General features: G+C 55.5%; 14 protein-coding genes and 3 pseudogenes. 12 read left to right on the top strand and 5 right to left on the bottom strand.

All coding sequences use genetic code 11. The annotated features are described in order from the left end of the window. Positions 1-29 precede the first annotated feature (29 nt). Positions 30-263 (bottom strand): annotated as a pseudogene (locus RMR21_RS17945) (transposase); the annotation flags it as partial. A gap of 228 nt (positions 264-491) precedes the next feature. Then, complete coding sequence (locus RMR21_RS17940) at positions 492-1,781, bottom strand: ABC transporter substrate-binding protein (RefSeq protein WP_498670823.1); 1,290 nt, start codon at positions 1,779-1,781, stop codon at positions 492-494. Positions 1,782-2,309: 528 nt separating this feature from the next. Between RMR21_RS17940 and RMR21_RS17935 the strand changes: the two genes are divergently transcribed. The 10 genes from RMR21_RS17935 to RMR21_RS17890 all read left to right on the top strand — a co-directional run bounded on the left by RMR21_RS17935 (position 2,310) and on the right by RMR21_RS17890 (position 15,067). After that, the gene (locus RMR21_RS17935) at positions 2,310-3,284 is read left to right on the top strand and encodes a BMP family protein (RefSeq protein WP_498670822.1); all 975 of its coding nucleotides are present in this window, start codon (positions 2,310-2,312) and stop codon (positions 3,282-3,284) included. 7 nt (positions 3,285-3,291) lie between these two features. Continuing rightward, a complete protein-coding gene (locus RMR21_RS17930; RefSeq protein WP_498670821.1) occupies positions 3,292-4,701 on the top strand; it encodes an amidase in 1,410 nt (469 codons plus the stop codon). Next, positions 4,698-6,218, top strand: a complete 1,521-nt coding sequence (locus tag RMR21_RS17925) for an ABC transporter ATP-binding protein (RefSeq protein WP_498670820.1) — start codon at positions 4,698-4,700, stop codon at positions 6,216-6,218. Before RMR21_RS17930 ends, RMR21_RS17925 begins: the two co-directional genes overlap by 4 nt. Next, the gene (locus tag RMR21_RS17920; protein WP_498670819.1) at positions 6,208-7,257 is read left to right on the top strand and encodes an ABC transporter permease; all 1,050 of its coding nucleotides are present in this window, start codon (positions 6,208-6,210) and stop codon (positions 7,255-7,257) included. The genes RMR21_RS17925 and RMR21_RS17920 overlap by 11 nt, the downstream gene beginning before the upstream one ends. Then, positions 7,254-8,198: an ABC transporter permease gene (locus RMR21_RS17915; protein WP_498670818.1), complete on the top strand. Its 945-nt coding sequence runs from the start codon at positions 7,254-7,256 to the stop codon at positions 8,196-8,198. Before RMR21_RS17920 ends, RMR21_RS17915 begins: the two co-directional genes overlap by 4 nt. Positions 8,199-8,214: 16 nt before the next feature. Then, a complete protein-coding gene (locus RMR21_RS17910) occupies positions 8,215-9,504 on the top strand; it encodes an amidohydrolase family protein (RefSeq protein ID WP_498670817.1) in 1,290 nt (429 codons plus the stop codon). 121 nt (positions 9,505-9,625) lie between these two features. Next, complete coding sequence (locus RMR21_RS17905) at positions 9,626-10,600, top strand: LysR family transcriptional regulator (RefSeq protein ID WP_498670816.1); 975 nt, start codon at positions 9,626-9,628, stop codon at positions 10,598-10,600. A gap of 398 nt (positions 10,601-10,998) precedes the next feature. Continuing rightward, a complete protein-coding gene (locus RMR21_RS17900; protein ID WP_498670815.1) occupies positions 10,999-12,504 on the top strand; it encodes an NAD(P)-binding domain-containing protein in 1,506 nt (501 codons plus the stop codon). Further along, a complete protein-coding gene (locus RMR21_RS17895; protein WP_498670814.1) occupies positions 12,492-13,538 on the top strand; it encodes a questin oxidase family protein in 1,047 nt (348 codons plus the stop codon). Before RMR21_RS17900 ends, RMR21_RS17895 begins: the two co-directional genes overlap by 13 nt. A 122-nt stretch (positions 13,539-13,660) precedes the next feature. Further along, positions 13,661-15,067 carry an amidohydrolase family protein gene (locus RMR21_RS17890; RefSeq protein ID WP_498670813.1) on the top strand — a complete coding sequence of 469 codons (1,407 nt, stop codon included), beginning with the start codon at positions 13,661-13,663 and terminating at the stop codon, positions 15,065-15,067. A 44-nt stretch (positions 15,068-15,111) separates the two neighbouring features. Here the strand turns inward: RMR21_RS17890 and RMR21_RS17885 are convergent. The 3 genes and pseudogenes from RMR21_RS17885 to RMR21_RS17875 all read right to left on the bottom strand — a co-directional run. Further along, a pseudogene (locus RMR21_RS17885) lies at positions 15,112-15,422 on the bottom strand (IS30 family transposase); the annotation flags it as partial. 82 nt (positions 15,423-15,504) lie between these two features. Continuing rightward, positions 15,505-15,716, bottom strand: a pseudogene (locus RMR21_RS17880) (transposase); the annotation flags it as partial. A 153-nt stretch (positions 15,717-15,869) separates the two neighbouring features. Beyond that, positions 15,870-17,288 carry an LLM class flavin-dependent oxidoreductase gene (locus tag RMR21_RS17875; protein WP_498670812.1) on the bottom strand — a complete coding sequence of 473 codons (1,419 nt, stop codon included), beginning with the start codon at positions 17,286-17,288 and terminating at the stop codon, positions 15,870-15,872. A 196-nt stretch (positions 17,289-17,484) separates the two neighbouring features. Between RMR21_RS17875 and RMR21_RS17870 the strand changes: the two genes are divergently transcribed. Next, a complete protein-coding gene (locus tag RMR21_RS17870) occupies positions 17,485-18,753 on the top strand; it encodes an SfnB family sulfur acquisition oxidoreductase (RefSeq protein ID WP_498670811.1) in 1,269 nt (422 codons plus the stop codon). Between the two features lie 11 nt (positions 18,754-18,764). Further along, positions 18,765-20,027 (top strand): SfnB family sulfur acquisition oxidoreductase, encoded by a 1,263-nt coding sequence (locus RMR21_RS17865; protein WP_498670810.1) that lies wholly within the window; start codon positions 18,765-18,767, stop codon positions 20,025-20,027. Positions 20,028-20,109 lie beyond the last annotated feature (82 nt).

Here is a 20,109-nt window from a genome sequence, read left to right as displayed (position 1 = left end):
AAACTGCAGGGAAGATGGGTCTCACGTCAGACAGTTGAACAGGGCCGGAAATCCTTCGGCAGCATGTGCCACGGGCAACCGGTCGTGGCGGTGTAAAGCAGAGCGTTGACGACCTCGCGCAGATCAATAGTGCCAGGACGGCCAAAGCGGCGCGGCATCAGCGGAAAAGGCCGAACCAACACCCATTCCCGATCCGTCATGTCACTTACGTGGCGTCCCATTCGCCGGCCATATTGCCGACGGGTGATTTCAGTACAGGCCATTGCGGTCTCTACCGAATCTTTTCAAATCCGGAGGAATCATAACCCGGTGAAATCACCCACTTCTTTTTGAGGCGGCCTCTGAGATGCGGCTTCGTAAACAATCAGCATACGAATGGCACGTTGGCGGACTGAAGGCGAAAACCTGTTCGTCGTCTGGCTCAAGATGACTCAACTTTTTCAGAAGTTGGAGCCTCCGGCAAACAGGTGCGGTTGATTTCGCCGAAAAAGCTACGCTGCGATGAACTCGTTCCAACGACGGACCATGTAGCGATCTTCATCCATGACTGAATTCCAACAGGCCACATGGCCCATGCGCTCATAGAAGGATCCGCCATCGCGCACCGCACCGGCCTTCTCCATCACTTTGCCTTCCGGTGACATGATGTCACCCATTGCAGGCTTACCTTCGATCCAGTAGCCCCACTCGTCGGCAGTCATGAATTCCTTTGCTGTATCCATCGCTGCAGAGTAGTAGCCCTGTCGGTTGAGATAGCCACCGACCCAACCGGATGTGTACCAGTTGATGTATTCATAGGCTGCGTCCAATTGCGAACCGGCCAGATGTGAAGCTAGACCGAGACCGCCGCCCCACGAGCGATACCCTTCTTTCAGTGGCTGGTATTTGCAGGCGATACCCTTTGAGCGGACTGCGGCAACGGCTGGCGACCACATGGATTGGATGATGACCTCACCGGAGGACATGAGGTTGACCGACTCGTCGAAGGACTTCCAGAAGGCCCTAAACTGGCCAGATTGCTTGGCTTTTATCAGGAATTCGATGGTTGCATCGATTTCCGCCTTGGTCATGTTGCCCTTGTCGGCGTATTTGATGTTGCCCATGGCTTCCATGATCATTGCGGCATCCATGATACCGATCGATGGAATATTGAGGATCGAAGTTTTACCTTTGAAGGCCGGGTCCATAATGTCAGCCCAACTGGTGATGTCGCGGCCGACCAGATCGGGACGAATGCCGAGGGTGTCGGCATTGTAGATGGTCGGAACCATGGTGAACCATCCAGTTTCACCCTTAGCAAAGCTCTTGTCACCGGGCTTTTCGACAAAGCTTACAGTATGCGGCGCGGTGCCCTGCGCAATGACGCTGTCTGCCGTCAGCTTGCCGGTTTTGAAAAGCGGCACGATCTTATCGTAATATTTCAGCCTCTTAATATCCATCGGCTGGATCAATCCAGCCGGATAGACCTTCTTGAGGGTCCAGTATTCAATATCGGCAATGTCGTAAGAGTTGGGTTGGGTCACGGTGCGCTGCGCAGCAGCGTCCGAATCCACCGCTGTCATTTCAAGCGTGATGCCTAGATCTTCTTTGCACTTCTGAGCAATCGCATTGATATTGGAAGTCCCGGTCCCGAGCTGTCTCAGCGTGATCGGGTTCTGTGCCCAAATCGTCGGAAAGCCAGTAATGATCCCCATACCTGCAGCAGCGCCGACTGCAGCGGCACCCGTCTTCAGAATGGAGCGGCGTGTCAGGCCCTTTCCCGTTTTCTTTGTGTCGCTCATAATATCATTCTCCTAAGGGTGATATGGATTCAAGTCAGCATCAACTTGCAATGGACGACGTTACGATCTCCGGCGACGACCGGTGAATGGATCGATAAAATCAATAATTATCGTTTAAGTTGTATTTCATAAAACGGTGTGCGAAGATTGCGATTTCCTAGTGCCTCGATATTCCAAAACCGTCAGGTCACCCTATGACGTGATGTCAGCGGTCATCCTAAGGCTTGGGTTTTAAGAGGCATCACTGTGTGATTTTCGGGACTGACTGCATATAACGCGAATGCAATAACCTATATTGTCGTCCTCGCGACAACCAATGGGACTTTCCAATCTTGGCGTTAGTGTCAGCAACATCATTGACTTCACCCGGCTTCTTCCCGTGAGCCCAAGACATCGTAAAAAACAATATTCGTTAGGATGGCAGCATAGCCTATATTTTAGTCAGATTGATATCTTGACACAATTTTAAGCTTACCCTAAATTTCGACCAAATGATAAAAATCGGGGATGCAATGAATGGATAACAAAATGATGATATCTCGCCGTACAGTTCTGGCATCAGGGCTTGCACTCGGTGCTTCTTCCTTCATCCCTGCGGCACGCGCCGCAACTATCGTAAAAGTTGCAGGCATACATGGATCGCCTGTGGAAAATGCCTGGAATTCGGTCTTGCACAGAGCTTTGCAGGATGCAGCCAAGGAGGGCGTGATCGAGTATGTTTTCTCTGAAGGCGTGTCTGGTACCGATTACCCACGCGCAATGCGTGAATATGCCGAACAGGGCGCGAAGCTCATCATCGGAGAAACATTCCCAGTCGAGAAGCAGGCGCGCGAAGCGGCTGCCGATTACCCGGACACCGCATTCGTCATGGGCTCCAGCGGCAAGGAGGCTGGCGACAATTTCGGCGTATTCGGCACCTGGAACTTCGAAGGAGCCTACCTTGCCGGGATGTTGGCCGGCAAGATGACCAAGTCGAATATTGTGGGTTCCGTTGGCGCCATGCCGATACCTGAAGTTAATATGCTCATAAACGCGTTCGGAGCTGGCGTGAAAGCGGTTAATCCGGATGCCAAGCATCTTGTTGCTTTCATTGGAACGTTCTTCGATCCACCGAAGGCTCGCGAAGCTGGTCTCGCTCAAATCGATGCTGGCGCTGACGTGCTTTTCGGTGAGCGCATAGGGACAGCAGATGCCGCAAAAGAACGTGGAATAAAGTCTGTTGGCTCGCTTGTCGATTATACCCCACGTTACCCTGAAACGGTTTTCGCAAATGCGCTCTGGAATTTCCGGCCTATCTTGAACGCCGCTCTTGCAGATATCGCAGCGGGAAAACCGACAGGCCGCGCCTACACGTCCTATGGTCTTATGAAGGAAGGTGGAAGCGACATCGTCTATGTGAAAAATACTGCTCCCACCGAGGCCGAAACGGCAATGGAAGCCATTCGGACCAAGATCAAGGCAGGTACATTCGAAGTTCCGAAAATGATGGAAGAGCCAAAATAGGCGCATCGTGCAAATGGATGCAACTGCTCTAGCCGAAGCGATTGCCTGCGGCAACCTCACCTCTACCGAGGCTATGCAGGCCTCAATCACGGCTTCCGAAGTTTTCTCCGAATTCGGTGCTGTCGCATATTCAGACGCGAAATTGGGGCTCAAGGCGGCAGGTGCGATCGACGCGTTGGAGCTGAATGCGCCACGCCGATTGGCAATGCCGTTTGCAGGCGTTCCGACACTGGGCAAAGATCTCGGCGGTCCTTTTGCCGGCTTTCCGGTCGTCGCAGGCTCCAGGCTTATACGGCGCCGAGGCGGTCTCCCTGACTCCGATCTCGCAGAGCGCTTTCGCGATTCAGGGCTTTGTATTTTCGGCCTGACAACAACCCCGGAATTTGGCCTTTCGCTAGCCAGTGAACCTGAAATTGGTCCAACCTGCCGTAACCCGCTGGACGCTACTTTAACATCTGGCGGCTCCTCAGGCGGGGCAGCCGCAGCGGTTGCTTGCGGCATTGTTGCGATTGCACATGCTACGGATGCCGGAGGTTCAATCCGGGTTCCTGCTGCCTGCTGTGGCCTGGTCGGTTTGAAACCAAGCCGGGGCGCGATGCCAGCGGGTCCGTCTTTCGGAAATCATTTGGGCGGCATTGCCAGCGAACTGGCAGTTTGCCGCTCAGTAAGAGACGCCAACACCATATTTACCGCGCTGAGTAGTAATGCGCGCGGCCCTTTCCCTCCGTTAAACCTAACCCAAACGGAAAGCCGGAGTTTGCGCATCGGCATCCTGACGGATACCGGCTCTCAATATCCCACGCAAGCTGACCGGTTGACTGTGATCGAGGACGCCGCGAAGATGCTTGAAACGGATGGACATCAACTTGTCCCAATGGCTTTTCAGGCTATTGAACAGCAGGCAACTGCAAGCCGTAGCGCCTTTGTCGACATTGTCTGCGCAAATCTTGCCGATAACGTTTCGAGGTTTAACCTTGATGCCTCAAAAGCCGAAGCTCTTACACAGGCCGTCATTGATCGGGGCTACACGCTCTCGGCCATTGATCTTTGGCGCAGCCTGAATTCCATGGTCACTGTCAGTTACGACCTGTGGCGCCTCTTCGACGATATCGACTGTCTACTGTGCCCTATGCTGGCTTCACCGCCGCTGCCTATCGGGTCGTTCCCAAGCAATCATCGGGACATCGATTTGCATTTCGAACGAATGGCGGCATTTGCACCGCTGGCAGCGCTGGCAAATGCTTCGGGATTCCCTGCGATCACTCTGCCGTCCGGCACTGATGCCTCAGGGTTGCCCCTGCCTGTGCAAATCATCGCGCCAATGGGAGGGGAAGCGCTACTTTTGAAGCTTGCGGCCAGACTGGAGCAGGAAGACCGTTTCCAGCATCGCTTTCCAATAGCAGCACTCCGCTCATGAGCGTTCCCGTTCTCGATATTATCGGCATCAGCAAGCGGTTTGGCGCCAATATTGCCAATGATGATATTTCCCTGTCGCTAACCAAGGGCGAAATCGTCGCGCTTCTGGGCGAAAATGGCGCGGGCAAAACAACGTTGATGAACATTCTTTTCGGCCATTATGTTGCAGACACCGGCAAGGTTATGATCGATGGAAAGGAGTTGCCGCCCGGCAAACCGCGCGCTGCAATCCGTGCCGGGATCGGCATGGTCCATCAGCATTTTTCTCTGGCACCAAACCTCACCGTTCTGGAGAATGTAACGACAGGTACCGAAAGCCTGTGGTCCCTGCGTTCGCGTCGCACACAGGCCCGTGAAAAGCTTTTGGCGATTTCGAAGCGATTCGGCCTCAAAGTCGATCCTGATGTACGTGTCGGGAATCTTTCCGTTGGCGAGCAGCAGCGGGTAGAAATTCTAAAAGCGCTTTATAACGACGCGCGCATTTTGGTTCTGGACGAACCGACAGCAGTACTGACGCAGATCGAGGCGGAAAAGCTGTTTGAAACACTGAAGGATATGGCAGCCCAAGGCCTTTCGCTGATTTTCATTTCGCACAAGCTGGATGAGGTTATGTCCACGGCCGACAGAATTGTGGTCTTGCGTGGCGGGCGGCATGTGGCCGAACGAAAGGCGTCGGAAACAAGCAAACCGGAACTTGCGGAACTTATGGTTGGTCGCACTGTGACGCGACCGGTTCGTGAAGCGGCGACGCCGGGCAAAATTGTTCTTGAAGCAGCCGCCGTAACAGTCCGTTCTGGGGGCGTCGACACGTTGAAGGCCGTGGATTTTAGGCTTCGCGCCGGTGAAATTCTCGGCATCATAGGCGTTTCCGGCAACGGCCAGAGCGTGCTGGCACAACTTTTGTCTGGCACTATTCCCCGCACTTCCGGCGACCTGTTGCTGTTCGACGTTCCCGTCGATCGGCTCCTTGTGGCGGATGTAGTAGCCGCCGGGATCGGTCGCATCCCCGAAGATCGAAACAAGGAAGGGGTAGTCGGCGAGATGACCATCTGGGAAAACGCAATCCTGGAACGGCTGTCCGATTTTTCACATCGCGGTTTGGTCAACCAGAAGGCCGGCATGGATTTTGCCCGACGCATCATCGCGCAGTTCGACGTGCGCGGTGGAACGCCTGCAAGCCGCATCCGGCTCCTCTCAGGCGGCAACATGCAGAAACTCATCCTTGGCCGAAACCTCATCAACCGACCACGCATTTTGCTCGCTGCCCAGCCTGCTCGAGGCCTGGATGAAGGCGCCGTTGCCGCAGTACATGAACGGCTTTTAGAGGCACGCCGCGCGGGCACGGCCGTGCTTCTTATCTCCGAGGATCTGGACGAGGTGATGGCACTTGCCGACCGCATTCAGGCAATCGTGGGCGGTAGACTTTCACCCCCTATTGCCGCTGACGAAGCAGATGCGCGAAAACTCGGATTGATGATGGCCGGTGAATGGGCAGCGGAGAGTTGCAATGCGGTTTGAAAGGCGCGAACACCGCTCGTACGCTCTCGTTATCGCAACACCGCTAATCGCAATCGTTGCGGCTCTCGGGTTATCGGGCATTCTTATCGCGATTGCAGGCGCGCCCGTTCTCGAAGCCTACTGGCGCATTCTTGAAGGTGCATTTGGCTCCCGGCTTTCCGCTACCGAAACGCTAACCCGTGCCACGCCGTTGGTGCTGACAGGTCTAGCGGCAGCAGTGGCTTTCCGAGCACGTCTCTGGAATATCGGGGCGGAAGGACAACTTTACCTTGGTGCGATTGCGGTTGCTGCGGCCAGCTCCCATTTTCTAGGCGATCTGCCCTCGTTCATCCAGATCCCGGCGCTTTTGGCCGTTGGCGCCCTCGCTGGCATGATCATGTTGCTTGTGCCACTCTGGTTGCGGCTGCGCTTCTCCGTGGATGAGGTGGTGACAACACTTCTCCTCAATTTCATTGCGGTTCTTTTCGTCTCGATGCTCATCGATACGGCACTGAAAGATCCGGCGGCTTTCGGCTGGCCGCAATCGCTACCTGTTGCTGACGCTGCCATGCTGCCCAAGCTGCTTTCCCGCTCACGCCTGCATCTGGGCCTCGTCATTGCCATCGCACTCGCTTTGATCTTGCACTTCGTGCAGTCGCGCACGGTTTTTGGCATTCAGTCACGCGCAGCGGGCCTCAATCCCGCTGGCGCGATATTTGCTGGTGTGCCACTTGGCCGGACGCTGGTCGTTGTTGCCTGCATTTCAGGTGGCCTTGCGGGCCTTGCAGGGGCGGTGGAAGTAATGGGCGTCAAGGGATATGTCACAACGGACCTTTCCCCAGGGTACGGCTATTCCGGTATCGTGGTCGCCATGCTGGCCAATCTGAACCCACTGGGCGTCGTGCTGGCGGCGCTGTTTACGGCGATTATGTTCGTCGGTGCCGACGGTATGAGCCGTAGCATGGGCATTCCGAGCTATATCGCCGACGTAACGGTAGCGCTGTCGCTCCTGACCATGCTGGTCGCCATCTTCTTCACCCAGTACAGGATACGCCGATGACAGCGGTATTCGACATCTTGGCCTCAGCAGGTCTATGGGCTGCCGTTCTGCGCATCGCGACCCCACTGATCCTGGGTACGCTGGGGGCGTTGCTGTGCGAACGGGCCGGTGTGCTGAACCTCGGCATCGAAGGTATCATGACCTTTGGCGCGATGATCGGTTGGTTCTCGGTTTATAATGGTGCAGATCTGTGGACCGGTATGCTGGTCGCGGCGCTGGCTGGCGGCGTCTTTGGTTTGTTACATGCGCTTCTGACGGTCACCTTAGGGCTTTCCCAGCATGTCTCCGGCCTCGGCGTCACCTTGTTTGCGTCGAGTTTCAGCTACTACGTCTTTCGCCTGATGGTGCCGGTTGCCGGAACGCCACCGACTATCGAGCCGTTCCAGCCGGTCGCGATAGTCGGATTGAGCGATTTGCCATTTGTCGGACCCGCATTTTTCGTACAGACCCCGCCGACCTATCTCGCAATCCTGATCGCAATCATCTTGGGATATATCATTTTTCGCACGCCGCTCGGGCTTGCCATCCGCATGACTGGCGAGAACCCGCATGCAGCAGAAGCACAGGGTATCAATCCCGTGGCTGTGCGTTACGGCGCGGTCGTGGCGGGCAGCGCCCTGATGGGCATGGCTGGCGCCTTCCTGACACTGTCAGCGTTCAACAGTTTCTTTCCCACCATGGTGCAGGGCCGCGGTTGGATCTGTATTGCACTTGTGGTCTTTTCCTCTTGGCGTCCGGGGCGCGCTCTGCTCGGCGCCCTGCTTTTCGCCTTTTTCGATGGTTTCCAACTTCGCCTGCAGACGGCCTTGGGCGGTATAATGCCCTACCAACTATTTCTGATGATCCCTTACGTACTTTCCATCGCAGCCCTTGCGGTCATGGCGCGGCGTGCCAGGGTTCCGCAGGCCCTTATGCAACCTTACCGGCGCGGCGAGCGCTGATCCCAAGAGGCCTTTCATGCTCGATATCATCATCCGCAATGCGAACCTGCCCGACGGACGCCAGGGTTTTGATCTTGGCCTATCCGGCGGAAAGATCGTTGCCGTAGAGACGCATCTTGGCACATCCGCCAATGAGGAAATTGATGCCACCGGACGCTTGGTCAGTCCGCCCTTTTGCGATCCGCATTTTCACATGGATGCCACGCTTTCGCTCGGCATGCCGCGCATGAACGTGTCAGGAACGCTTATGGAGGGCATTGCACTCTGGGGCGAACTGCGGCCATTGCTGACGAAGGAGGCGCTTGTCGAGCGCGCGCTGCGATATTGCGACTTGGCCGTCTCCCAAGGCCTCCTCTTCATCCGCAGCCATGTGGATACGTCGGATCCACGTCTTGTCACGGCAGAAGCGTTGATCGAGGTGAGGGAGCGGGTCGCACCTTATATTCAACTCCAACTCGTAGCCTTTCCGCAGGATGGATATTATCGGACAGCGGAGGGTGTGGAATCCCTCAATCGTGCCCTCGACATGGGTCTGGACATCGTCGGCGGCATCCCGCACTTCGAACGGACGATGGATGACGGTCGGCGATCTCTGGAAGCGCTTTGTCGCATTGCCGCCGAGCGGGGTCTCGCTGTCGATATCCATTGCGACGAGTCGGATGATCCGATGTCGCGGCATATCGAGACGCTGGCTGCGGAAACCATCCGCCATGGGTTGCAGGGTCGCGTTGCCGGTTCGCACCTCACCTCCATGCATTCAATGGACAATTATTACGTCTCCAAGCTCATTCCCATGATCGAGGAAGCCAAGATCAACGTGATCCCCAATCCGTTGATCAACATCATGCTGCAGGGCCGCCACGATACCTACCCGAAGCGTCGCGGCATGACGCGGGTGCGGGAATTGATGGCTGCTGGCATCAATGTATCTTTCGGGCAGGATTGTACAATGGATCCATGGTATTCGATGGGATCGGCCGATATGCTTGAGGTCGGGCACATGGCCATCCATGTGGCGCAGATGGGCGGGCTCGATGACAAGAAAAAGATTTTCGAGGCCCTTACCGTCAACTCGGCCAGAACCATGGGGCTCGACGATTACGGGCTTGACGTTGGCTGCAAGGCCGACCTCATTGTCCTTCAGGCTGCCGACGTCACTGAGGCGTTGCGCCTGAAGCCTTCTCGCCTCTTCGTGGTGAAAGGTGGAAAGATCATTTCGCGCACCGCACCACGCATCGGCGAACTGTTTCTGCAAGGCCGCCCTGCCAAGATCGACAGCGGCTTGGACTATCTACCACGTTATTGAACAGTGAATGCGGCAATGTATGCGGCACAGTTATGCCACTAATTCATCGAGGGCGCTGATTTTATGATGGCATGAAAATTGCTTTTTTATGTAGAAATCAACCCAACGCCGGAGTAGAGACATGACAGCTCATGCTATAGGCTCACTCGATGTGCGTTTGATGCGCACTTTGCTTATTTTGTTGACGGAGTGCAGTGTCTCCAAGACGGCAGATATTCTTGGGCAGGCACAACCAACAATAAGCTTAGCCTTGAAGCGCTTGCGCGAAATATTTGATGATCCCCTACTGGTCAGGGACGGCAACTCGCTGGTTCCAACCGAAAGGGGAACCATGCTCAGAGAGGCAATGGACAAAGTGCTCGGTCATATCGATACCGATCTCGTCACCAGCGCTGGATTTAACCCTCAGACGTCCACGCGCAGTTTTCGGATCGTCGCTACAAATTGCCTCGGAACAGTGTTTCTTCCGCCGCTCATTGGCGCAGTGGCGCGTGTGGCGCAACATAGTAGCCTTGATGTCTCGCCGATGCCTGAGCATGAGAATATGCTTTCGGGCCTTTCCGATGGAACGATCGACGCGGTGATAGGCAACTGGCCAAGACCGCCGGAGCATTTACGCATAGCGCCCATTCTGACGACGGATATCGTTTGCCTCGTTAGACCCAACCATCCTTTTGCCAAGCGTAAAACTAGAATAAGCTTGGAAGAATACCTTAGGGAACGACATCTTTCTCCCACATCGGACAGACATGCCCATCTGAGCCCGATCGACGGTCGGCTCATAGAACTCGGCCTGAAACGGCAGATCCGGGCGACAGTGCCGGAATATGCCATCGCGCCTTACGTCCTAGCCCAATCAGACCTGATGTTTACAACAGGACGCCACTTCGCTGAACAGGTCGCTCAAACATTCCCTTTCGCTGTCCTTGAGGCTCCGGCTGAACTCGGCCAAATGAATTTCTACATGCTCTGGCATGATCGGAAGCATCGCTCACCTGATCACATATGGCTGCGCGGAATGATTAAAGCGGCGGCGGCAGAGATGCGGGCGCTCGACAGAAAGTCCCCGCCCCTGGTGTCCTCTCTTCATGCCTGACCCTTTCGGGCTAAGATCAACTTTCTGATGACGAACACAATAAAGGTTATTGCCTGCGCATTATAGGCATCCGGCTCCGCAGACCACACAGTGTTTTCACTAAACTGGAAGGCCTGTGATGCGCGAAGGGACGAAACGACAAGCCTTGCTATTGATGGCTAAAAACAGATGGACTCCATCACGGAGGTCGTCAGGCCACCCCTCTAGGGCTCAGCTTTGGCAGGGTGCGCGCACCTGCTTTGGTCGCTTGGCCTCACCCCATCACGATTTGACCATAAGACAAATGTTTCCGGCAGGCGGCGATACTCGCTTTGCTGCGCCTTCATGCGATGAGGGTGGCGTTCACCTCATTTCCATGTTGCGTTTAATAATTGATCGACCCCCAAAGGAAACGTCTAATGCCTGATCCTATCTCTAACGCAGCAGAAGCGCTTTCCGCGTTAAAGGATGCCGCACGCGCAGATTTGGCGCAACTTGGGTTTCCGGCTGCTCCGTGGTTGGCTCCCATTGAGTCTGATGAAAAGAGGCCCGTAGATGATGTGGCGATCATCGGTGGCGGACAATCGGGCATCACGATCGCCGCTCAACTCAAATGGGACGGGCTTGCCGCAGTTTCTGTATTTGACAGCGCGCCAGCTGGGCACGAAGGGCCATGGACGACGTTTGCCCGCATGGAAGAACTCCGAACGCCAAAAACGTTGGTCGGCAACGAATTTAATGTCGCCAATCTTTCGGTTCGGCGCTGGTTCGAAACGCGTTACGGCAAAACGGCATGGGAGACGCTGTCCAGAATTCCGCGCACAGACTGGAGAGACTATCTCGACTGGTACGCAGCCGCCTTCTCGATTGCAATTACCAACAATACGAAAGTGGTTGATATCGCGCCCGCAGGTGATCTGATCGCGCTCGATGTATCGTGTGAGGGGCGGATATCACGCCGCTTTGCTCGTGCTGTGGTGCTTGCCACTGGATTTGATGGTGCGGGTGCCTGGCAGGTTCCATCTTTTATATCTGAACATCTGCCGTCTTCGTGTTATGACCACACCAATGGTCCAATCGATTTCAAAAAATTTGAAGGGATGCGCGTAGGAATACTAGGCCACGGCGCTTCCGCGTTCGACAACGCAATAAAGGCTTTGCGAGCGGGGGCGGCCTCGGTCGATCTCTGTTTTAGGCGCATCAAGCTTCCACGCACAAATCCGCTTCGTGCCTTGGAAACACCAGCGCTGATGACGCACTTTCCAGAGCTTTCGGATCACACACGCTGGCAGCTTGCCCGCTTCTTCCGCAAAGCTGATCAACCGCCACCTGTTCGTAGCTTCGAAACGGCGCTTTCCACGCCTGGGTTTCGGCTGAGGCCTGCAACTCCGTGGCTATCCGTTGAAAAACGTGACGGCGTGATTTCCGTAGAGACGCCAGGCGGTTTGCTCGAATTCGATCATCTTTTGCTGGCGACAGGTCTCCACGTCGACCTTTCCGCGCGACCAGAGCTGTCAACGCTTGCGACCCGCGTGAAACTCTGGGGTGATTGCTTTACTCCCCCCGAAGCCGAAGAGGATCAGAGGCTTGCTCTGCATCCATATCTTGACCGACACTATGCTTTTGAGCCGAAGGCCGAGGCCGATCGATGGGTAAGCCGCGTCTTTGCCTTCAACAGTGCGAGCGCAGTCAGCCACGGCCCCCATTCCACCTCCATAAGCGGTCATCGTCACGCCCTTCCTCGACTGGTGCGCGGTGTCGAGAGGCGCCTATTGCTTGATCAGGAAAAGGAGCTTGTACCCTGGCTCTCGGCATATCGCGCCCAAGACCTGCCCGTCGCCGACGATTTTGAGGAAAAGCTGTCCGTTGTTCTTAAGATGACCACTGCCCCAGAGGACTCGGAGATACGTCAGTGCCTGAAGTAACAATCTCAAATGACGTCGATGCCTTGTTTGACGAAATGCCATTATGGGCTTCCGAATTCGATAGAACTTTTGCCAATCATGCTCCGATGGTGTTGACTGCGCTCGATCGAATTGGTGGTACCCCGCTGCAGATGCAGCGTTTTTTTGAATTCTATCGTGATAGCAAGAAACTTTTACCCGTGGGGGCTAAAACCACTCCACTGACTGAAGACACCTGGCAATTCACAATCGGCCAACGAGAATATGAGCCGGATCTGAGGATTTTCTTCGACACACGGGTTTCAGAACTTGGCATCGAGCAGGCGCTCCGGTTGTATCTGCCCGTTTTGGTGCCAGGTATTGCAGCGAGCGCCTTCCACGCTCTGATGCGAACAGCCTATGGTGTGTTACGCGGCAGTCAGAAGGATATCTCGGTTGCACTAGCCTATTGGGCCGCCACCTATCTGCCGCTTCCACCGGCGAGAGGTACAAAAGCCATAACGGACGATCCCGCAGAAATCCTCGCTCTCACGGCCAGAATTGCTCCTCTGCATGATCTGACAATCCACGAACTGCTTTGGCAGAATATTCGCGATGCAGCCGCGCTGCCTGAGTTTGCGCCTGTCGTCGATTGGTTGCGTATCACGCCAGACACCATGGAGAAAATGGCCTCTGTCGCACTTCGGATTTTCGCCTCAACACAACACTTTGCGGCACTGCATGTTGTGACCGGATTACATTGGATCAGGCTTATATCGCCCTATTGCGATGAAGTAACCCGCGAGACGATGCTGAGGGTTTTCTGGCAAGCCATTGCAGCCTTGTTGCCCGAGTTGGGTTTTCCTCAGGTGCCCGAAGATGAAACCGTGCAGCGATGGCGAGAGGCCTATGCACCGAAATGGATAGAAATCCATTCGGCAGCTGCCGTCAGTTATGATGAACACGACATCAGCATCGCCTTTTCTGCAAGCGAGGACATGAAGTTTTATGGTGACCCGCTCTATCGTGTTGTTGCGGCACGTCGACTTGGTCTGATCGGAGACTATACGCAATGATACAAGGCCCTACATCGGCGGGAGCCGATTGTATCATCGAGGCGGGCACAGTTTTGTGTGGTCTGGGATCGAACGGCGTAATGCTCCTACGCCATGACGTTGGCATTCGCGTAGAGAAGGGAATGATTGCCCAGATCGGAGCTATGGAAGCCGTTTCTTATGGCAATGACCACTTGCCGCGTTATGGTTCACGCGCAATGGTGGCAATGCCGGGCCTCGTTAACAGTCATCATCATTTTGGACTGACACCGTTGATGATGGGTGTACCCTTTGCACCCTTGGAGTTATGGCTACCGCGTTTTCGTGCCATGCGCTCAGTCGGTGCCCGACTGGACACGCTCTACTCCGCTATCGAGATGTTGGAAAGCGGCACGACCACAGTGCACCATATTGCCAGCGGGTTGACAGGCTCTCCAGAGGATTGGGATCGCACAACCGATGCGGTTCTGGGTGCTTATGATGACATCGGCATGCGCGCTGGTTATTCATTCATGATGCGTGACCGAAATATTCTGACTTATCAGCCAGATGCCGATGTTCTTGCAACACTGCCCATCGATGTCAGGGATTGGCTAGCACCGAAACTATCGGTGGCAGCGGTGCCGATAGCCAGCTACATGGACTTTTTTAAAAGAAGCCGGGCAAAATGGCAGACCCGCAATCCTTACAGGGTGCGGCATCATCTTGCACCCGCCAACCTCCATTGGTGCACCGACGAAAGCCTGCAAGTGATATTTGAGACAGCGCGTGAAGCCGGATCCAATGTCCATATGCATCTATTGGAAACACAGCGCCAGGCTGCTTTCGCGCAAAAGAACTATGGCCGCTCAGCGGTGGAACATCTTCACGCGCTCGGCTGCCTTGGCCCGGAGCTCACCATCGGCCATGGGAACTGGGCGACTGCAAAGGATCTCGATTTGATTGCCGATTGCGGCTGTTCTATCTGCCACAATGCAAGTTCTGGCTTGCGGCTGGGAAGCGGAATTGCTCCTGTCAACGCGATGCGACAGCGTGGCATCCCAGTCGCACTCGGAATAGATCAATCAAATATCGCCGACGACCGCGATATGATGCTTGAAATGAAACTCGTCTGGGCGCTGCACCGGGGAACCGGGCTTTGGAACGACCGCCCTGATGCCGCAGCCGTGCTGCAGATGGCGAGCGAGCATGGTGCGAAAAGTACAGGATATGGAGCAAATGTCGGCAGAATCGAGCCAGGGCAACGCGCCGACATCGTGTTGATGCGGCATGACCGCATAGCCCGTCCGTTTCTCCACCGCGACACACCGATATCGGAAGCAGTGCTCCATCGGGCGACAAAAGATGCAATCGACAAGGTTTTTGTCGATGGACGACTTGTTGTTGACGCCGGCAGAGTGACACAAATCGACCGTGATGCGGCTCTAGGCGAAATTACCGCAATATTGGCGTGTACAGAAAGCCAGGAGGAGGCTCGTGACCGCCATATGGTCTCCCGGCTTATCCCTTACCTGGAGAATGTTCACCAGGCTAATGCTCTGCCTCTTTGACAATCTTGACCTAAGTGCATCAGGCCGTTTTGCAAGGTAGGGTAGGCGTCCTCCTGCAAAGGGGCCATGAGCGCTTCAGTCGGCGTCCTGTAGCCGAGGCCCTTTCTGGGCTGGTCGTTGAGAATGCAGACGACCTGATTGAGGTCTGTCTTCGACCGCACCTTTTACCAGGGCGCGCTGGGAACGCAGAACCAACCCCTGGCGACCGATTCCATCTTCCAAAGCCCGAAATGCAGCAAAATCTGTATCGCGATGCAAAGTAAAGCTCTGACGTGCAAAGGCGAGCACGATCTTGTCCATGATGGGACGTGAATGTCGGTCCGGGTTGCGAGTTTACGCTGAACCGCGATTTGCGGGGCATCCAAAGCTAACTTGCAATGCCGCATTTGCGCGGGAACTTTCTTGCGGAAAATTTCTGCAGGCGTTTGATAGCCGTAGCGAACGCGTGTCCCCCAATCCACTTGCATCCCGTCGAGCATCTGACGCTTGCGGGCAGGCCTTAGAGCTTTCGGCGGATGACGTCCTGCAGCATCTTGAAAAAGGTCGCTTGGCTGATCCCCGCCTTCGGCAAATCTCCTCCACCGGCACGCCATCGTCACCTTGTTTCAGAATGAACGTTCTGGGCGTCCGAAAAATTCGATGCTTTCATCGCTCTCGCTCCTGTTCCTAGCCGGGCAATGAGCGCGAAAAACTCCAATCAAAAACGATTCAGTTTTTGGGGATCAGAACAATCCCATAGTGCATCCCTCCAATGTTGGGAAAACAATGCGCCACCGCTCTTTGAAGCTGTGCCGCATTGGTTTCAGGCAACGGCCTCTTTTGGCATGCTTCGTTCAAGTGCGGCTTCTTCGCGTTTGTAGGCTTCGATGTCGCGGTAACGGTCCGCAGGGTGATTTGCGGGCAGATAATCGCCCGCGCCGAAGAGCTTTTCGCGTAAGGTGCCTGGCTTGTAGGCCGTTGGATAGACGCCGCGTTTCTGGAGTTCGGGCACAATATATCCAACGACATCTTCGAAACTATCGGGAGTTACCGCGTAAGCCAGGTTGAAGCCATCGACGTCGGTATCATCAGCCCATTCCTGAAGAATATCGGCTATGCGCGATGGGGAGCCGACAAAGACAGGACCAAGGCCTCCGATGCCGCCGAATTTTGCGAGCTCATCGATCGTCCAGGATTTGTCGCCGCCAGCCACATGCTCGACGAAGGAATGAATGGCGTTGGTTTCGATCTTTTTGACCGTGTCTGTGGGCACATATTGCCCGAAATCGATGCCGCTCCAGCCGGACATGAAGACCAGCGAGCCATCATAGGATACGAACTTCTGATATTCCTCGAATTTCTTCTGGGCCTTTTCGTCGGTCTCATCGGTGATGATGGTGATGAGCGTATAGATATAGACCTTTTTCGGGTCGCGCCCGGCATCCGCCACGCGCTTGCGCATATCTGCGACATGGGCCTTGAGGACTGACTTGGTCGGTGCTGCGACGAAGATGCACTCCGCTTGTTCCGCTGCAAAGGTCTTGCCCGGCCCTGACGCACCGGCCTGATAGAGAACCGGCGTGCGTTGCGGTGATGGCTCACTCAGGTGATAGCCGGGAACATCGAAATATTTGCCCTTGTGGCCGATCTCGTGGACTTTCGACGGATCGGTGAAGATGCGCTTCTCGCGATCGCGTAAAACCGCTCCCTCTTCCCAACTGCCCTCGAAGAGTTTGTAGAGCACCTCGACGTATTCGGCCGCAACCTCGTAACGGTTGTCATGACGGCGCAAGCCTGCTTCCCCAATGTTTTTGGCTCCACTTTCGAGGTAGGACGTGACGATATTCCAACCGATGCGGCCCTTCGTGTGGTGGTCGGCGGTGGAGAGCCTTCGCGCAAAGGTGTAGGGATGTTCAAACGACGTGGATGCGGTGATGCCGATGCCCAGATGCTCGGTCGCAAGTGCGATGGGTGCTGCCAGTTGCAGGGGGTCATTCACGGGGATTTGCGCCGCCTGGTGAATGGCGTGGTAATTGGAGCCCTTATAGACATCGTAATAGCCAATCACATCGGCGATGAAGATACCATCGAAGATGCCACGTTCCAATGTGCGGGCGAGGTCCTGCCAATAGTCCAGATCCTTGTACGTCCATGATTTATCGCGCGGATGTGCCCACAGGCCGGGGGATTGGTGGCCCACACAGTTCATATCAAACGCATTGAAACGGATGGTCTTGCTCATCATCAACTCCACAATTTTGTCCCGTGACGATACGGGCTGGCGGCGTTGGAGTGAAAGAGCGTCCATACCCTGTATCATGATGGCGGAAGAAAAACCTTCCCAATATTACCCTATTAAAAACATAGAATAACTTTTACTTAGCTGTGTCTGTGCGATGCTCTGACAAGCCGATTTAACCCGTTTGTGAGGCATTTGCATGGGCACGATTTCCGAGACAAAAATCGATTACACTATTCACCCGCGCGTCAATTCCGCAGACCCGGTTGCACCCAGGCCACGCCCTGCGGTTCCGGCCCATGTGATCAACTCCGATGCCGAAGCGATCGAGATTGCGGAACGTCTCGCAGAAAAGTTCAAGGTCGGCGCGGTTCTGCGTGATCGGGAAGGACTTTTGCCCGTGACCGAACTGGATGATTATTCGCAAAGCGGCCTCTGGAGCCTCAATGTGCCCAAGGCCTATGGTGGGCCGGAGGTCTCCTACGCCACGCTTGCCAAGGTTATCGCTACCATCGCTGCTGCCGATCCGGCCATAGCCCAGACGACACAGAACCATCTGGCCATCATCGCGACGGTTGATCTTGATGGGACTGAGGAGCAGAAGGAGCTGTTCTTCGGTTGGGCGCTTCAGGGATTTCGCTACGGCAACGCCTTTTCCGAACTCAAGAGCAAGACAGTGGCGGATTTCCAAACCAAAGTCGTTCACGATGGCGACGAGGTCATCGTCAACGGCGAGAAGTTTTACACGACGGGTGCGCTTCTTGCCCATATCGTCCCCATCGTCGGTGTCGATGAGACCGGCCAAGGCTTTCTCGTCTTCGCCGACCGGGATGCACCGGGCTTGACCGTCACCAACAACTGGTCGAGCTTCGGCCAGCGCACCACGGCGTCTGGATCGGTTAAGATCGAGAATGTCCGTGTGCCGAAGACGCGGGCATTGAAGGTGACCTCCTTCGACCACCCGACGGTTGGTGGTCCCGTCTCCCAGATTATTCAATCGGCCATTGATGCGGGCATTGCGCGCGGCACCATTGAGGATACGATCACTTTCATCAACACCTATAGCCGCCCCTGGGTCGACAGCGGCAAGGAGACCGCTGGCGAAGACTTGTTCACGATTGCAGCGATCGGCGATCTGAAGATCAAACTCCACGCGGCAGAAGCACTGCTGGAGATCGCCGGCCGCAGCATCGATAGAGCCAGAGCCAATTCGACGCTGGAAACGGTGTCGGAAGCAACGATCAAGACGGGAGAATCCAAGGTTCTGACGACGGAGATCGCCATTCTCGCTGCGAACAAGCTGTTTGAACTGGCGGGAACACGCTCGACGCTTGCGGAGCATGGGCTGGATCGACATTGGCGAAATGCCCGCGTTCATACGCTGCATGATCCTGTCCGCTGGAAATACTATCATGTCGGCAATTATTACCTGAATGGTGCGCACCCGCCACGCCACGCCTGGAACTGAGGTTCGATGAGATGACGACAACGGACCGCACGCTACATCTGCAGGCAGCGCTAACGGCTGGCAGGCCTGCACCGCATGTGCCGCCGCGCCAAAATCTGGCGCACATCATCAAAAGTGACGATGAAGCGATCAGTGTTGCAAGAGAGCTTGCCCGCGAGTTTGCCGTGGGTGCAGCCGAGCGCGACCGCGAGCGGCGTTTGCCGCTGGCGCAGATCGAGCGCTTCTCACAAAGCGGCCTCTGGGCGATTACCGTGCCGAAGCAATATGGCGGAGCGGACGTGTCAGCGGTCACGTTGGCCGACGTGACAGCCATCATATCAGCTGCCGATGGCAGCATCGGGCAAATACCGCAGAACCATTTCTACATGGTGGAAGCGTTGCGGCTCGCGGGCAGCGAAGAACAAAAAAAGCATTATTTCCAGCGCGTTCTGGATGGTGACAGGCTGGGGAATGCTTTCACTGAGATCGGCACGAAGACGCCGGTCGACTATAAGACGCATTTCGCAGAACGAAATGGAAAGCTGCTGCTCAACGGGCAGAAATTCTATTCCACGGGCTCGCTTTTTGCTCACATCATTGTGGCCGTTGCCAAGGGTCCGGATGATCGTGTGAACATCGTTTTCATCGACCGATCGACAGCGGGCCTCAACCTCATCGATGACTGGACATCGTTTGGCCAGCGCACCACGGGCAGCGGCAGCGTCACGTTTGACGATGTGGAGATCACACCCTTTCAGGTGGTTGACCAGCAGGTTGTGTTCGAGCGGCCAACGACCATGGGTCCGTTCGCGCAGATCATCCATGCCGCCGTGCAGGTGGGCATTGCCCGTGGTGCGCTTGCCGAAACGGTTTCTTACGTCCGCGCCCATGCCCGACCGTTTTTCGAACTGGACATAGAGCATGGATATGAGGACCCGCACACCATTCATTCGGTAGGCGATGTCGCGATCCGGGTTCATTCGGCCGATGCGCTTCTGGCAAGGGCAGGGCGTATCCTCGACGAGGCGACCGCTTCACCGAACGAAAAAACCATTGCTGCTGCCTCTATCGCGGTGGCCGAGGTGAAGGCGCTGGGGACGGAGGTTGCACAACTGGCTTCGAACAAACTCATCGAACTCGGTGGCGCACGCTCGACACTGGAAAGTTTTGGTCTCGATCGCTTCTGGCGCAATGCCCGCACGCATTCGCTGCACGATCCGGTCCGTTGGAAATACCACCACATCGGCAATTTCTATCTCAACGGCACCCTGCCACCACGCCATGGGGCACTCTGATCTGCGTCGATTCAGAACGTAAAACGGAACATCCCGCTACTGCCTTTCCCATGAGGAAGTGGTCTGAAACCTGCCCACCCAT

Source organism: Agrobacterium sp. rho-8.1 (genome assembly GCF_033957725.1).
Lineage (GTDB): Bacteria > Pseudomonadota > Alphaproteobacteria > Rhizobiales > Rhizobiaceae > Agrobacterium.
Note: the sequence above shows the minus strand (reverse complement) of the source record. Positions and strands in the feature narration are given on the sequence as shown.